The organism is Shewanella inventionis (assembly GCF_019931735.1).
GTDB classification, from domain to species: Bacteria; Pseudomonadota; Gammaproteobacteria; order Enterobacterales; family Shewanellaceae; genus Shewanella; species Shewanella inventionis.
This window is the reverse complement of the sequence record NZ_CP082926.1, coordinates 4,561,448-4,576,162: the sequence shown is the minus strand read 5'-3', so window position 1 is coordinate 4,576,162 and position 14,715 is coordinate 4,561,448. Positions and strand designations below refer to the sequence as shown.

Sequence of the window (14,715 nt, the reverse complement as noted above, 5' to 3'; positions counted from 1 at the left end):
GAATGGGTATAGTGGTTAATAGTTGTCCAAGGTCACATTTTTTCGCGTGATGTAAATCTCACTTTAACAATTAGGCAATTACTGTTTTAGTTATTGCTTGTAAACCTTGCGGTGTTTGAGATGTGGCTTGTGTCTGTGATTAAATGGCGTTAGGCGCGAAAAGAGAATTATTCTCTTTACCTTGATGTTATCGGTAGCATGAGAGGTATGCTCTTTAGAGGTATTAGTTGTATCCGGTTAGCTCCATATACCCTTTACCCTGATGAGTGCCATCGATGGAGATTGGGCCTTCCCAGTATGAGGTGGACACCAGCATATCGCTTTTAGGGTTAATCGCTTGAGTGGTGATGTCTATGGATTCGCTGTGTATTTGAATACGCCAAGCTATTGGGTGCCTGCCCAGTGCTGTTTGTTGCCATTGTGTTGGCTGCATTTCAATATCATTTGGATTTTCCCGGCTATTGATATTACGACCACTGCCGTTGGGGTACATGCGTCTTGCGCTGTAAAAGTGATTTTGTTCGGTATTACCGCGTAACCTAAAGGCCATTAAGGTTGAGTTGTCATTTAATCTCAGTGAAAACCAGTCCCACCCTTGCTGTGCTTTAGTAAGAAATTGTGAGCTCCACTCTCTGTCTAGCCAGGCTTTACCGCTGACTTTTTCAGTGATGCCTTGGCGAGTAATTTCGCCGGTTACATCAATAAAGGGTTGGCTGTAATAATAAGAAGCGACACTTTGGTCTGCACTCTTACTGCTATAGCCTTTATCGCCTTGTAATTGGATAGGTTGTTGGCTGTTCAGTTGTAATTGATAAGTAAAATTAGGGTTGTTGACGGTTAATGTCGCCGGAAACAAGTCATCAGATTGGCTTTGCCATTGCCAGTTTTGCAGATGAACGGTAAAAGGAGAAGGGCTGACACTGGCGAGTTTTGGGTGTGCCCGCGACCATTTTTCGGCAGTAAGGTGCTCACTTTTAGAGGTGACAGCAGCATGTGCCATGTAGAGCTGATTGGTGCTCCAAGTGTTATCTGCGAAGGCTTGTGGTTGTTGTGGCGGTGTCATGGCTATCCTGAACTGGGTCCACTGCACGCCAATATCTTCGCCTTGGCTGGTGGTTAAATTAGCCGTTAAATACCACCATTCTATTTTGTAGTCATTGTGTGCTAAATGGTCCTGTGGAAACGTTAAGTTTTTACCCTGAGTAACCTTACTGTAACCCACCGATGATTGTGCAGACATGCTGCTAATAGTGCTTGTTTTTTGATGGGGTTCAGGCGCAGGAGAACATGCGGATAACAACGTACAAAAAACCACAGTTAACAAGTTGATGAAACACGTTTGTTTACCTATTTTTGAGGTCATAGTGCTTCCTGTTGCAAGCTTGATATCAAAGGTTTTCGGGTTTGCCAGTATAACGGTAAGCCTACCGCCAGTAGGCAACTGGTTATGGCAATAACAACAACTTGACCATACGCCGCCCAGTCCCAAATCATTGCGATGCTCCAACCAAAGGCTTGTAGTGTCACTTTATGGATCAGCAGATAACCTAGCAGTGCCCCAGTGGGTAATGCGAGCAAACAGGTTAGTAATACTATCAATAGCATTTGCACTATGACCATCAAGCGTAATTGTTTGCGGCTGATGCCTAAAGCATACAATCGAGCTAAGGGGGCCTGCCTTGCCTGTGTCAACATCACGCAGGCACTGAATAAACCAATAGCGGCAACCAGTAAGGTTAAACTATTGAGTACAACAGTTATCGAGAAGGTTTTATTAAATATGGTAATAGCTTCTGATTTGATTCGTTGTTGGCTATACATATAAGCGGAAGACAAGTTCAGTGCCTGGCTGATGTTATTTTGTAATACGGTTAATTCACCGTCATAGTTAACCGCCAAACTGATGGGTTTAGCTGGCAAAGGTGATTGTTGCCATAAAGGTTGGCTAATCATTGCTTCACCTTTAGGGTTGCCATAGTCGTAATAAATAGCGCCTATGACTAACGTTTGTTGTAACTGAGATAATTGCACCTTATCCCCAATGTTGAGCTGATATTTTATCGATAAGGGTTCGCTAATCATCACACTGTTTCCCGCAAAAAATCCAGGCCAAAACTCATTGGTTATGCTTTTAAAAACCGTGGTTTCGGTTAATGATAATTGGTCACGGCTCAGTAGATTGATAGGAATGTGAGTTTGTGGTGTGTCTATTGGAGAAAGGGTACTGTCGAGTTTCCATTGCTCGTATACGGCTTCAACGTTTGGGTCGTTCGCTAGTAATAACGCTAAGGCATCAATTTGGTTTGGATTAGGTTGAATATACAGATCTGCATGCAGGCGTGCATCAAGCCATTTTTTTAAGGTGATTTCAAAGCTGCCCACCAGGGTGTTCATGGCAATATTGGCACACAGAGCGAGTAAAATTGCCATCATGGCAAGGGCAAGCGGTGCGATAATCTCTTTGGTTTCGGCGACAGCGTAGCGCCATAAGCCTTTAGGCAGGGTTGGCGTGAGTAAATTAACAATCCAGTGCAAACATTGAGGTAATAATAAAGGGATTGCAACCACCAAAATACCAAGTAAGGCCAAGCTATGGCGATATTGTTCGGTAAAGGCGAAAGCGACGGTGCACAGCAATAACAAAATCACCGCGATAATAAACTGGCGTCGATGAATGAGATTAAATTGTTTATTTTGCGGCTGTTTTTGTGCGCCTTGAGCGAGTGGGGTATTAACTAAGCTGATTAACATTGGGATGCAGGCGGCAAAGGCGGCTGACAATGTCAGGGCGAGTGCTTGCGCAAACCATTGCCATTGCCAGTTACCCGGTAACAGTTTAGCACCATACAACTGCTCTAGTGTAAGGGCAACCATGGGCTGTAGCCATTGCGACAGTTGTAATCCCACAATAAAACCTAACACACAGCCTACAAACACCAAGATCATAATTTCGATGCTTAAGGCCAGTAACACGCTTTGGCGATCGAGTCCTTGTTGCATAATTTGCACTAATAACTTTTGTCGTTTCATTAAGCTGTAACGCACGCCGTTATAGGCAATAAATAAGCCGACAACAAATGCCAGCATGCTCATAGCGTCAAGGTTTAAATGAAAGCTGGCCGTGAGTGCATTTAGCGATTCACCTTCACTGGTTTGGGTTGCAAAGTGTAATTTACTGGCGTCAACACCTGCCTGAATTAACGTGTCTGTCAGGCGGGAAATAAGCTGGTTATCGGATTCGGTGTTATCGTCAGCAAAAACGGCAATGTAACTTAGTTTTCCTTGCATATTTAGCAGCGGCTGAGCCAATGAAATATCGGCCAATAGTGCAGAGCCTAATCCCCACTTATCATCAATTGTTATAATATCTAAAGGCGTTTTATTTAAAGTGATAATTTGCGACTGATCGGTCACTTTTTGGATACGCGCGAGCTGGCTTTGCGACATTAATACCTTGGGTTGACCATTGAGCAGTTCAGCCAATGGAATATTAACCGAGGCCACTGAACCACCAGATTGTGCATCTTGTGTTGTGCCATTGCTGATAGCGGCAATGATATCGCTGCTATTGACTCGCCATAATCGGCCTTGATCATCTGTAGCTATGCCTTCAATGCTTGCTAAGGTGTTAAAACCGGCATTAGCAAGAACAAAGTAAATGCTTTCATCTAGGGTGTCTTCAGTGAAGTGGGTGATGGTTAAACGGGCCTGCTTGCTAAGCAATTCTGATACATTGCCATAACTTTGCTTTGCATTTTCATTAGTAGCATAAACCCCTATCAGCAAGGTTACTGCTAACATTATGCCTAATAAAATGGCGCTGGCTTGTAATGGCGCATGACGGTAATGGTAAGCAAACAAGCGCAGGCATAGTCGTAATCGGTTTGTGGAGAAAACATCTGTTTTCATTGGGTTAGCCTTGCAACTGTGTCGAGCTAGGGTTGACAATTATTTGCTGGTTTTCAACGTGCCAACGATGCTGCATAAACTGAGCGCACTCTTCGCTGTGAGTCACCATTAAAATACAGCAGTTGGCTTGTTTAGCTAAGTCGGTTAGTAGTTGCATCACTTGCATACCCGCTTGCTGGTCAAGGTTGCCAGTGGGTTCATCTGCTAAAATTAGTTGCGGTTTATGTGCTAAAGCGCGCGCAATGGCGACTCTTTGTTGTTGTCCGCCTGAGAGGTTTTCTACACTGCGGTTAAGTAATGGCGTTAACCCAAGTTGCTGGCATAATTGGTCACACCAGGGGCTCCAATTTAATTGGTTAAGTGCCAACGAAAATTGAATATTGTCTCGGACATTAAGCGGAGTGAGTAAATTAAATTGTTGAAATATTACTCCAAGATTTTTGCGGCGATATTGGCTCCATTGATGATCTTGCCATTGGCTCACACTGTGGAGTGCATCACCTTGTCGAATGCGCATTTCACCACTGTCGATAGTTTCAAAGCCACCAATAATGTTCAGTAAGGTACTTTTGCCACTGCCACTTGGGCCAGTTAACGCAATGGTTTGCCCTTGGGTTAAGGTAAGGCTGACATTGCTGAGTACACTATGGAATGATTCACCATCACGAAACCCTTTGTTGATGCTATTTAAGGTGACAATGCTGGTCATAGTCGCTCCATTATTTCTCTTGGGGTATAGCGTTACGGATTAGCGTTAGTATGTTCTTGGCGCAATTTTCGCATATATTTAGATTCTTGAGGTACAGTGATTAATGGTAATAGTTCATTCACAATGCTATCACCGTCCCACTCGCGGCTAGTTCTGCTGTCGAAACTAGTTCTAAATTTGATGTACTTATCTTCTTCTATAAACACGTAGATATTCGAATAGTATTTGACGTTGTTGTTGTGAGTCACTGTAAAAGTGACTTTTTTACCATGATACGATTTTTTTGCGGTGTTAATTGTAAATTGGCTGAGTTCAGCGTCTGATACTGATAAATAATTACCGAGTTTCACCATATGATTAATATCGTTTAGCGCCCCAAGAATAGATTCATCTATCGTTTGTTCAACATCAACCCATGAAGTTTTAAAAATAGGGTAAATATATAATGTGATGGCATCAGCCGGAAATAATTTATCCTCGTACCTCAACATAGCGCCTAATTGAGGTTCTTCAAATACCTTTTTTTCTATCAAATTAAGCTGTTCTGTCACTTCTGGGGCGATCAACTCTGTGTTGTATAGCTGTTGATGAGTTGCAAATAGGGAAGGGGTATTCTGAGTAGACATACAGCCTGATATCGCGAGCAGTATGACGGTAAATAATAAGTAGATTGGCTTCATATAATTCCTTTTACTGCGATACTCATCGTTTAAAAACGTTGAGTATCGCTAATGTATTATGCATCCGGCATACTAGTTAAGCATCGACTAATGAATAGGGTAGTTCGACAATTGATAGTTGTGAACCTTCATTGTCAGCGATGCGCAGTTTGGCATTGTTTTCAGTGTCGTTAGGCAGTACGGCGGTCATCAGCACTTTATCGCCCTGTTGAACGCACTCAATAATATTACCACCGCGGCGGAAACCATCTTCTAAGGCGATCTCTAATTGGGTTTCGGTGTTAATGGTTTGGCTGGTGGTGCCTGATAAGATATACAGGGCGCGTTTATTACCGCCACGGTATTTCATTCTGGCAATGGTTTCTTGGCCCATATAGCAGCCTTTGTTAAAGCTGATCCCGTTTATGGCTTGCACGTTACACATTTGAGGAACGTATTGACCTGAATGACTTGCATCAATATTGGGGTAACCCGCTTTGATTTCTAATGCTTGCCATGCGCTAGCATCAACAAGAGGTTGCTGCGACGCAGTGATTAGCTCTGCGACTTTATCATTAGTAATAACCACGATATAGCGCTCACCATCATGTAGAACAGCCCCACCATCAATCAAGGTTAATGCGGCTGTTACATCACCAAATTGTTGTTTGATAAATGCCTGTGCTTCAACACCCGCCACCCCAATAATGTGATATTGGCTACTGACATTGGTGAGCTCAGCTTTACTGAATACGGCGTACTTTTTTAATTGCGGTAAGTCGAGTTCAAGGGTCGATGTTGGCATAAGCATAAACAAGCTGTCTGCTATGGCAAAGGTTCTAAAGCTTGCTAACATTTTGCCTTTGGGATCGCAATGAGCCCCCCATTTCCATTGGTCAGCTGTTAACGAGGTAATGTCGGTTGTGACTTGGCCATGAATAAAGCTGCGACCTTGTTCACCTGTTACTTCAATCAATCCCATGTGAGATAAGCTCGATAACATTAATGCTGGAGAGGTGGTGATGAAGTCCCAATCGGGTTGGCTTGCTGAAATGGTCATAACGATCCTTAACGAAAGAATAAGACGATATGGTTTGAAGTGTAACGGATTCACACACTACTCAACAGAGGGTTGAGGTTTAAAGACAATAAAAAAAGCTACCTTGTGCACAAGATAGCTTTTTGAACAACATAATTAACCCCAGTTAATTTGTTGTTAGATTAAAACAATACTCGAGCACGGATGGTGCCTTCAATTGATTTAAGTTCAACTAAGGCTTCTTCAGCCTGATCTGAGTCGACTTCCATTACCACATAACCGATTTCTGCTGTGGTTTGTAAGTACTGAGCAGCAATGTTAATGCCTTTTTCAGAAAACGCTTGGTTGATTTTAATCAATACACCAGGACGGTTTTGGTGAATATGCAATAAACGCGATGCGCCTTTGTGCTGTGGCAATGACACTTCAGGGAAGTTAACCGCTGATAAAGTTGAACCATTATCAGAATATTTAGCTAATTTACCTGCGACTTCAATACCGATGTTTTCTTGAGCCTCGGCAGTACTGCCACCAATGTGAGGTGTGAGTAACACATTATCAAGACCACGTAATGGGCTGATAAATTCATCATCATTTGATTTTGGCTCAACAGGGAACACATCAATCGCTGCGCCAGCGATGTGATCAGATTTAAGTGCCGCAGCTAAATCTTCAATATCGACTACCGTGCCGCGTGAAGCATTAATAAAGAAACTGCCCTGACGCATTTTGGCAAATTCGGCTTTAGCAAACATGTCTTTTGTTTGCGGGGTTTCTGGCACATGTAAACTCACCACATCAGCTTGAGCGAGCAGATCATCCATTGAGTGAACTTGTGATGCATTACCGAGCGGCAATTTATCTTCGATATCAAAGAAAATCACTTTCATGCCTAGGGTTTCGGCCAAAATACCCAATTGAGTACCGATATGACCATAGCCAATGACACCTAAGGTTTTACCACGGACTTCAACACTGCCGTTGGCGCTCTTTAACCAGCCGCCGCGGTGTGAAATGGCATTACGCTGAGGAATACCGCGCATTAGCATGATAATTTCGCCAATGACTAATTCTGCAACGCTTCGGGTGTTAGAGAATGGTGCGTTGAAAACAGGAATACCTAATTTTTCAGCAGTCGCTAAGTCAACTTGGTTTGTGCCGATACAAAAACAGCCAATTGCCACGAGTTTTTCTGCATGGTGTAACACGTCTGCAGTAAGCTGAGTACGCGATCGTAATCCAACAAAGTGAGCATCCTTAATGGAGGCTAGAAGAGCCTCTTCGCCTAATGAGGCTTTGTGATATTCAATATTGGTGTAACCGGCACGTTCTAGTACATCAACCGCAGTTTGGTGGACGCCCTCCAACAGCAGGATTTTTATTTTATCCTTGTCAAGCGAGTGTTTCGCCATGATATGGGTACCCTCTTATCATTAAATGGTGCTTATGCTAATGCATATACTATTAGTGTTAATGCATATACTTATAGTTGTGATATAAATGCGGACTTCCGACGCAATGCCAAAGTAGCACTTTTTTTTGAGCTTGTGGAGGGCTAGATGGCTAAAGTAATATTTTAATTTTAGAACAATATCGCAGATAAGGAATTTATGATGATAATACGTGCAATATGGATAGCCGTTTACCTGTTGGTATTGTTGTGGTCGGTAAGCAATCCTAAAGACATGTTTACCTGGTGGTTGGAGGCATTACCTGCGCTAATAGCCTTGCCTATCTTATTTTTTAGCCGTAAAAATTTTCCACTGACGTCATTAGCCTATGGATTAATTTTGGTTCATTGTTGTGTATTATTTGTTGGCGCACGTTACACCTATGCCGAAGTGCCTTTATTTGATTGGTTAGCCCAAGTGATGGGCAGCGATCGAAATAATTACGATAAAGTGGGGCATTTTGCTCAAGGTTTTATTCCGGTCATTTTGGCGCGCGAGATTTTTATTCGCAAACAGGTGATGCAAATTGGCGCGTGGTGCCAATTTTTGTCTGTGTGTTTTGTATTGGCGTTTTCAGCTTTTTATGAGCTAATTGAATGGTGGGTTGCAGCTGCAACTGGCGAAAATGCAGAGGCCTTCTTAGGCACCCAGGGTTATGTGTGGGACACACAATCGGATATGTTTTTAGCCCTTATTGGCGGCATCGTTGCTTTGTTGGTGTTAACACCGCTGCATAATAGACAACTTAATCGTTTTACCACAAACATGTAAGGCTGCTTAAGGTTGATTGTGTTGAGCTAACGATTAAGTGTTATTACAAACTTAATGGTCACTCGCGCCGGTTTTTTGAGTGGGAACAACTCGGTATTTGTCAGTCTTTTGGGTGATTAATACTTTTGACCGACATTTCATGCCTATGAACTAGCAAAAATTGACTATGATTGCAGTATCAAATCGGTATTTTACAATAGAGTAAGAGACTTGCTTTTCAGTGACGCTAACACGCTAGAGACAATTGAGTTTGTTTAGTGTTAATACTCTAAATTATTCATTGTAAAACAAAATGTTTACTTTGCTTGGCCTTAATACTGGTCAAGGCGTTTGTTTTACGTATAGAATGACGTTTAGGAAGTGCTCAAGAATCTATGAGTAAAAATTAGCTTTTCAGGGAGAAGAGTGATGAGTTCTAATATAGATGAATTGGTGTTTCTTCACCAAGTCGCCGCGCCGTGTCACTTGGCAATTTTAGCAGAATCAATCGGTTTAAAAACCCGTGTGATCAAGCATGCTGCCGAGCTTGAACTAGATAAAAATTCGAATAATTTTTATCTCATCTCACAAAAAGGTGCCGTATTAGACGCAAAAGGCATTCCTTTGTTAGTGTCCCGCTTAGTTAATCACGTTCCCGTCGCTTTATATCAGGTTGAAAGAGGATCACTAGACCAGGAGTCAGCCTTGTTACTGGGCGTGAGAGGGTTATTGTACAGCGATCAGCGTATGGACTTAATGTTAACTGGCCTGCGTAAAATGGTATCTGATGAACTTTGGTATGACAGACCGCTCATCAGTAAAATTTTTAGGCGCTTAGTACAACAACTTGATACAAACGCCGAATTACATGAAGAAACCGAGGCCATGGTACAACGGCTGACGAATCGTGAACGTACCATTATTCAGTTGGTATCTAGTGGTGCTCGCAATAAAGAGATTGCTCAGCGGTTATGCATTAGTGAGCATACGGTTAAAGCACATGTCTCTTCTATTTTCAGAAAAACCGAATCTCGTAATCGTGTAGAACTGCTACGTTGGGCGCAAACTTATCAAAGCCACTGCGAATTAGTGAGCTAAATAAAACGGCAGTGATTAACTTAAAGGAGCCATGGGCTCCTTTTTTGTATTTTCTATGAGTGTTAAAAGCTTAAGAATTGGTATAAGTTGTTTTAATAACAATTAAAAATGGATTGTAATTATGAGTATATGGTTTAGTCACGTTACCCTTGAAGATTGCGCACGTTTAGATGCAGGTATGCAGGGTAAAGGGACATTAATGCAAACATTAGGCATTAAAATTACTGAGATTGGTGATGATTACATGGTGGCGACCATGCCAGCGAATCCGTCGGTACATAACCCGTTAGGCATAGTGCATGGTGGAGCCAATGTCGCGTTGGCTGAAACGGTTGCCAGCTATGCAGCTAATTTTGTGGTCGACTTTACTCGCTACTATTGTGTTGGCCAAGAAATTAACGCCAATCATTTAAAAGCCTCACGAAATGGTGAACTTACCGCCACAGCCAAGCCTGTGCATCTAGGGAAACGTAGTTCAGTTTGGGAGATTTTAATTCGTAACAGCGCAGGCGAACTATGCTGTATTTCACGTATGACGGCAGCTGTTGTTGAGCGATAGACTACACTAGCTAAAAATGCGCCACGATAATCTTATTGAAATCAGTTACAGATCAAAGTTTAACTTTTAAATATATTTATCATGGCAATAAGTTGGTTTGCTTTATTAGTTATGGCGAATGCTTGGCGTGTAATGACGGTTATGGTCAGTGATATGGCAAGCAAATCAATATAAGGAAAATCCATGGACAGTATTAATCTTTGGGAGTGGGTCGGTTATTTGGCTTCTGTAGTGGTTGCTATTTCGCTGATGATGTCTGACATCAAGAAATTACGCTGGTGGAATTTAATTGGGGCAGCCTTATTTGTTGCCTATGGTTTAGCTATTGATGCGCTCCCTGTTGCTTTGGTCAATTTTTTTATTGTACTCATTGATATCTATTACCTTGTAAAGCTCTACCGTGAGCCAACATCAACAAAAGAACATTGATTGACATAATTTTTTAACATCAAGCCAAAATACTCATTTTGGCTTTTAGCTGTCCCCCTAGCAGTAAAGTCTCTTCTAATCTGATTTATCAATAACTATTTATATATTCAATCTGCTAAGTCTGTTGTCCCTATCTGTTTTAATCGTTATAACAAATTACAACAAGTCGCTAATATCACTCCATCGAATGATGAATTGAGAGAGGACGATCATCATGGCAACAGTTTACGACTTAATTGAGCAGTGGTTAACAGACCAGGCATAGGAGCAAGATATGAATCAAAGTAACTATTTAACAAGTCAAAATGGTGCACCAGTAGCAGACGATCAAAACTCGTTGTCGGCAGGTGAGCGTGGACCGCTACTTTTACAGGATTGGCATTTAATTGAAAAGCTTGCCCACTTTAACCGCGAACGTATTCCTGAGCGTGTTGTGCACGCCAAAGGCACCGGTGTATACGGCACTTTTACCTTAACCAAAGATTTGAGCGAATATACTATTGCCGACCACTTTAATGGTGTGGGTAAGCAAACAGAAACATTTGTGCGTTTCTCGACAGTGGGCGGTGAAATGGGATCTGCTGATGCGGAGCGAGATCCACGCGGATTTGGGTTACGTTTTTATACTGCACGTGGTAATCACGATATTGTAGGTAATAATACGCCAACGTTTTTTATTCGTGATGGCATTAAGTTTCCAGACTTTATTCATACTCAAAAACGTCATCCACAAACCAATTTAAAAGATCCACAAGCCATGTGGGATTTTTGGGCCCTTAATCCTGAGTCGCTGCATCAAGTGACTATTTTGATGTCTGACCGTGGCATTCCGGCCAACTATCGCCAAATGCACGGCTATGGTTCACACACTTTCTCGTTTTGGAATGCAAAAGGTGAGCGTTTTTGGGTGAAGTTTCACTTTAAATCGCAGCAAGGGGTGGTTAATTTAACGGGTGAGCAAGCGGATATATTAAAAGGGATAGATCCTGATTCGTCACAGCGTGACATGGTGGTGGCTATTAACGATGCAAACTTCCCGCGTTGGACAGTCAACGTACAAATTATGCCTGAGGCTGATGCAAACACCTATGCCATCAACCCGTTTGATTTAACTAAAGTGTGGCCGCACAGTGATTATCCGCTGATTGAAGTGGGTGTACTTGAGCTAAATCGCTTACCGCAAAACTACTTTGCTGAAGTGGAGCAAGTGGCTTTAGCTCCAAGCAACTTAGTGCCAGGTGTCGGGGCGTCGCCAGACAAAATGCTTCAAGCACGTTTGTTTTCGTATGCGGATGCCCAACGTTATCGTATTGGTACTAACTACAATCAGCTACCGGTTAACTGCCCACATGCTGCAAAAGCGAATCATCATCAACGTGCAGGTGCTATGGCAGGAACAGCGTGCCCATATCAAGGCAGCCAAACAGGTGGCGATGCGAGTGTAAATTATGGCCCTAATACTCAGGCTCCATTAACAGAAAATGTTGATTTTGCAGAACCACCATTACGTTTAGACGGTGAAGCTGCACGTTATAGCCGTTACAATCAGGATGACTTTACTCAGGCAGGCAACTTATATCGTCTGTTTAGTGAAGAAGAGAAAACCCGTTTGGTTGATACCATCGCAGGCACCTTAAGCCAGGCAACACTAGCGGTACAGCAAACTATGGTTGATCACTTTACCAAAGCTGATGCAGATTACGGGCTACGGGTAAAACAAGCGTTAGCTAAATAACCTCAGCTCTGGATAATAAATGTATTTCAAGCTTAAAAGTGATGGGGTTTAACATACTGATTTTTCATAGTATGAGTTAATCTATCACTCCGAGTTCAGGTTAAAATAGACATTGATATAACCCCATAAAACAGGAAGGCTTACCTTCCTGTTTTTTTGTCTTTATAAAATTAACCAGTAGAGGAGGCTGGCCCTTGGTTAATGCATTAATACCACTTCCATTAATTATGTGACCAATCAGAGTCGCTCAGACTGTTTAGTTTGAGGCGCATTGTTGAAATAATGGTTATTCCCTTCTAAGGCAATGCAACAAAGAAATGGACTGTCTGAGCGCCTCCTACAAGGCGGGTTTCTGTGCCTTCTATGCTGCTTAATAGGATTTTGACGTAGAGCAACTATGCCTACAATCCTATTACTTGCCTAGAATGCACAGAATTCCCGCTGAATGACCAGATAATTAGTGGAATTGGTATAACATCGCCACAATGGCTAATTGTAATTGGCCATATTGTGGCTGACGCCATAACACGGGCAATGAGGAGCTTGTTGACGCTGCGGCAGCATTTTTTACTGCAGCTAAAACCGGATTAACAAGCGTATCAAGTTGATTGTCACTGTGATGGAGTTGCGTTAAAGAACTCTTAACTAATTCAATACACTCAAGTAGTTGTACCCAAAGTGGTGCTTGCTGTGTCAATGATGACACGGCTAAGCGTTGCTCAATGAGTTGCCAACACTCTAAAGCATTGGCAAGTGTATGCTTTATTGTCTCTTTGTTCTGGTTAACATCTTGTGTTGGCATCTTGTCTAAAGGTGAAGTTGCAACGGCTGGAGATTTACCGGCTAACTGATAGCCTCGCTGTGCTTTACTGGCTTTACCGAGACGCACAGGAACTGATTTAGCGACCTCAATAGCTAAAGGCAATAAAGAGGATGCTTGGCCTGATAGTAATTCAAATTCAAGTTCGCAAATGGGTTCATTTTTGCCGTTTGCAACAATTTCACCAATATCTAGCGCCACTTCAACAATGCTGTCTTGCGTGTTGATGTGCCAAGTTTGACGGTTGAAGTTAGTTTCAAAGATGCATTCAAGCGCGGAATTAACCTCGTTAATATTGTATCCAACAGGCCAAATTTCATTCGGGAAAAGTGACAGATTTGGCCTTTTTTGATCAATGCTGACATTATATTCTGGGCGTGAATGAATACCTCCAACTACGCTACCAGCTGTTTTTATGGTCTGTTCGAGCTGCTCATCAAAGCCTCTAACACGTAATCCCATATCCCAACGACGCAGTTGTAAGTCATGAGTATCAAAATATCCATTGGTCAGTTTAATGTGTCTTTGAGGTGACGAACGCGGTAATGAATCCAATATTTTTACCAATAAATCATGATCTTGTTTTTGAATAAAAAGTTTTAACTCTATTTCTGCGGCCATTTATTTTTGTCCTGATTGTCATCAAATGTTCATTAATGCGTCATAATATGTTCATAATGTCACATTGTTGTAATAAAAATATCTTAGGATAGCCTTGCTCGCTTCATATATAATGAGCAACGATAACTGAGAATCTGTGTGACATAAATTGAAAAACACAGTTTCATTATGCGGACGCTTGGGTTAACATGCGCCCGCTTTTTCCAAACTGGAATTCATTAAATAGGTAAACGGCAATGCCAGTAAACTCTATTTTAGGTGTGTTTGCAAAATCACCTCTTAAGCCTTTAGAACTGCATATCGACAAAGTAAATGAGTGTGCTTCACTTCTTATTCCTTTCTTTGACGCAACGACCTCAGGTGACTGGGATGAAGCGATAAAGATCCGCAAACAAATTAGTTTGTTGGAAAAAGATGCTGATTCTCTTAAGCGCGAAATCCGCCTCACTTTACCAGGTGGGTTGTTCATGCCAGTTGAGCGTACTGACTTGCTTGAGTTATTAACTCAACAAGACAAAATTGCGAACACTGCAAAAGATATCTCTGGTCGTGTTATCGGCCGTCAATTAGTCCTTCCTCAGCCTGTACAAGCTGCTTTCGATGCCTATCTTAAACGTTGTTTAGATGCCGTGTCTTTAGCTAAGCAAGCTATTAACGAGCTCGACGATTTACTCGAAACCGGTTTCCGTGGTCGTGAAGTTGAGTTGGTTGCCAAAATGATCAATGAACTCGATATTATCGAAGAAGATTCAGATGATTTACAAATTCAAGTGCGTCGTCAGTTATATGCACTAGAAGAAGGTTTGAATCCTGTTGATGTGATGTTCATGTATAAAATTATCGAATGGGTTGGAGGTTTAGCAGATCTTGCTGAGCGTGTCGGTTCCCGCCTAGAGCTAATGTTAGCTCGTAATTAATCACAAGGTTATCAAGGAA

At 42.1% G+C, this 14,715-nt stretch carries 13 protein-coding genes; 6 read left to right on the top strand and 7 right to left on the bottom strand.

Translation table 11 applies throughout. The features are described from left to right. Window positions 1–223: 223 nt before the first annotated feature. The 6 genes from K8B83_RS20555 to serA form a co-directional block, all read right to left on the bottom strand. On the bottom strand, window positions 224–1,363 hold the full coding sequence (locus K8B83_RS20555) for a lipocalin-like domain-containing protein (protein WP_188738273.1): 1,140 nt from the start codon (window positions 1,361–1,363) through the stop codon (window positions 224–226). Next, the gene (locus K8B83_RS20550; RefSeq protein ID WP_188738271.1) at window positions 1,360–3,909 is read right to left on the bottom strand and encodes an FtsX-like permease family protein; all 2,550 of its coding nucleotides are present in this window, start codon (window positions 3,907–3,909) and stop codon (window positions 1,360–1,362) included. The genes K8B83_RS20555 and K8B83_RS20550 overlap by 4 nt, the downstream gene beginning before the upstream one ends. Before the next feature lie 4 nt (window positions 3,910–3,913). After that, window positions 3,914–4,618: an ABC transporter ATP-binding protein gene (locus tag K8B83_RS20545; protein WP_188738269.1), complete on the bottom strand. Its 705-nt coding sequence runs from the start codon at window positions 4,616–4,618 to the stop codon at window positions 3,914–3,916. Window positions 4,619–4,650: 32 nt separating this feature from the next. Then, window positions 4,651–5,298 (bottom strand): hypothetical protein, encoded by a 648-nt coding sequence (locus K8B83_RS20540; RefSeq protein WP_188738266.1) that lies wholly within the window; start codon window positions 5,296–5,298, stop codon window positions 4,651–4,653. A 76-nt stretch (window positions 5,299–5,374) separates the two neighbouring features. Then, window positions 5,375–6,337, bottom strand: a complete 963-nt coding sequence (ygfZ, locus tag K8B83_RS20535; protein ID WP_188738264.1) for a tRNA-modifying protein YgfZ — start codon at window positions 6,335–6,337, stop codon at window positions 5,375–5,377. A 161-nt stretch (window positions 6,338–6,498) separates the two neighbouring features. Then, complete coding sequence (gene serA / locus K8B83_RS20530; protein ID WP_188738262.1) at window positions 6,499–7,728, bottom strand: phosphoglycerate dehydrogenase; 1,230 nt, start codon at window positions 7,726–7,728, stop codon at window positions 6,499–6,501. A 201-nt stretch (window positions 7,729–7,929) separates the two neighbouring features. Here serA and K8B83_RS20525 point away from each other — a divergent pair, with 201 nt between their 5' ends. The 5 genes from K8B83_RS20525 (at window position 7,930) to katB (ending at window position 12,338) form a co-directional block, all read left to right on the top strand. Beyond that, window positions 7,930–8,538, top strand: coding sequence for a DUF2238 domain-containing protein (locus K8B83_RS20525; protein WP_188738404.1), 609 nt, complete (start codon window positions 7,930–7,932; stop codon window positions 8,536–8,538). A gap of 408 nt (window positions 8,539–8,946) precedes the next feature. Beyond that, on the top strand, window positions 8,947–9,615 hold the full coding sequence (locus tag K8B83_RS20520; protein WP_188738260.1) for a helix-turn-helix transcriptional regulator: 669 nt from the start codon (window positions 8,947–8,949) through the stop codon (window positions 9,613–9,615). A 121-nt stretch (window positions 9,616–9,736) separates the two neighbouring features. Further along, window positions 9,737–10,174: a PaaI family thioesterase gene (locus K8B83_RS20515; protein ID WP_188738258.1), complete on the top strand. Its 438-nt coding sequence runs from the start codon at window positions 9,737–9,739 to the stop codon at window positions 10,172–10,174. 183 nt (window positions 10,175–10,357) lie between these two features. Then, on the top strand, window positions 10,358–10,603 hold the full coding sequence (locus K8B83_RS20510) for a YgjV family protein (RefSeq protein ID WP_188738256.1): 246 nt from the start codon (window positions 10,358–10,360) through the stop codon (window positions 10,601–10,603). Between the two features lie 274 nt (window positions 10,604–10,877). Then, on the top strand, window positions 10,878–12,338 hold the full coding sequence (katB, locus tag K8B83_RS20505) for a catalase KatB (RefSeq protein WP_188738254.1): 1,461 nt from the start codon (window positions 10,878–10,880) through the stop codon (window positions 12,336–12,338). A 457-nt stretch (window positions 12,339–12,795) separates the two neighbouring features. Here katB and K8B83_RS20500 read toward each other — a convergent pair whose 3' ends face one another. After that, complete coding sequence (locus K8B83_RS20500) at window positions 12,796–13,779, bottom strand: CYTH domain-containing protein (RefSeq protein WP_188738252.1); 984 nt, start codon at window positions 13,777–13,779, stop codon at window positions 12,796–12,798. Window positions 13,780–14,015: 236 nt separating this feature from the next. Here K8B83_RS20500 and K8B83_RS20495 point away from each other — a divergent pair, with 236 nt between their 5' ends. After that, window positions 14,016–14,696: a TIGR00153 family protein gene (locus tag K8B83_RS20495; RefSeq protein ID WP_188738250.1), complete on the top strand. Its 681-nt coding sequence runs from the start codon at window positions 14,016–14,018 to the stop codon at window positions 14,694–14,696. The last annotated feature ends 19 nt before the right edge of the window (window positions 14,697–14,715 follow it).

Bases quoted from the DNA above. Each gene is read 5' to 3' on its own strand.
- K8B83_RS20555 (WP_188738273.1), bottom strand. From the start codon at position 1,363: ATGACCTCAAAAATAGGTAAACAAACGTGTTTCATCAACTTGTTAACT.
- K8B83_RS20550 (WP_188738271.1), bottom strand. From the start codon at position 3,909: ATGAAAACAGATGTTTTCTCCACAAACCGATTACGACTATGCCTGCGC.
- K8B83_RS20545 (WP_188738269.1), bottom strand. From the start codon at position 4,618: ATGACCAGCATTGTCACCTTAAATAGCATCAACAAAGGGTTTCGTGAT.
- K8B83_RS20540 (WP_188738266.1), bottom strand. From the start codon at position 5,298: ATGAAGCCAATCTACTTATTATTTACCGTCATACTGCTCGCGATATCA.
- ygfZ (WP_188738264.1), bottom strand. From the start codon at position 6,337: ATGACCATTTCAGCAAGCCAACCCGATTGGGACTTCATCACCACCTCT.
- serA (WP_188738262.1), bottom strand. From the start codon at position 7,728: ATGGCGAAACACTCGCTTGACAAGGATAAAATAAAAATCCTGCTGTTG.
- K8B83_RS20525 (WP_188738404.1), top strand. From the start codon at position 7,930: ATGATAATACGTGCAATATGGATAGCCGTTTACCTGTTGGTATTGTTG.
- K8B83_RS20520 (WP_188738260.1), top strand. From the start codon at position 8,947: ATGAGTTCTAATATAGATGAATTGGTGTTTCTTCACCAAGTCGCCGCG.
- K8B83_RS20515 (WP_188738258.1), top strand. From the start codon at position 9,737: ATGAGTATATGGTTTAGTCACGTTACCCTTGAAGATTGCGCACGTTTA.
- K8B83_RS20510 (WP_188738256.1), top strand. From the start codon at position 10,358: ATGGACAGTATTAATCTTTGGGAGTGGGTCGGTTATTTGGCTTCTGTA.
- katB (WP_188738254.1), top strand. From the start codon at position 10,878: ATGAATCAAAGTAACTATTTAACAAGTCAAAATGGTGCACCAGTAGCA.
- K8B83_RS20500 (WP_188738252.1), bottom strand. From the start codon at position 13,779: ATGGCCGCAGAAATAGAGTTAAAACTTTTTATTCAAAAACAAGATCAT.
- K8B83_RS20495 (WP_188738250.1), top strand. From the start codon at position 14,016: ATGCCAGTAAACTCTATTTTAGGTGTGTTTGCAAAATCACCTCTTAAG.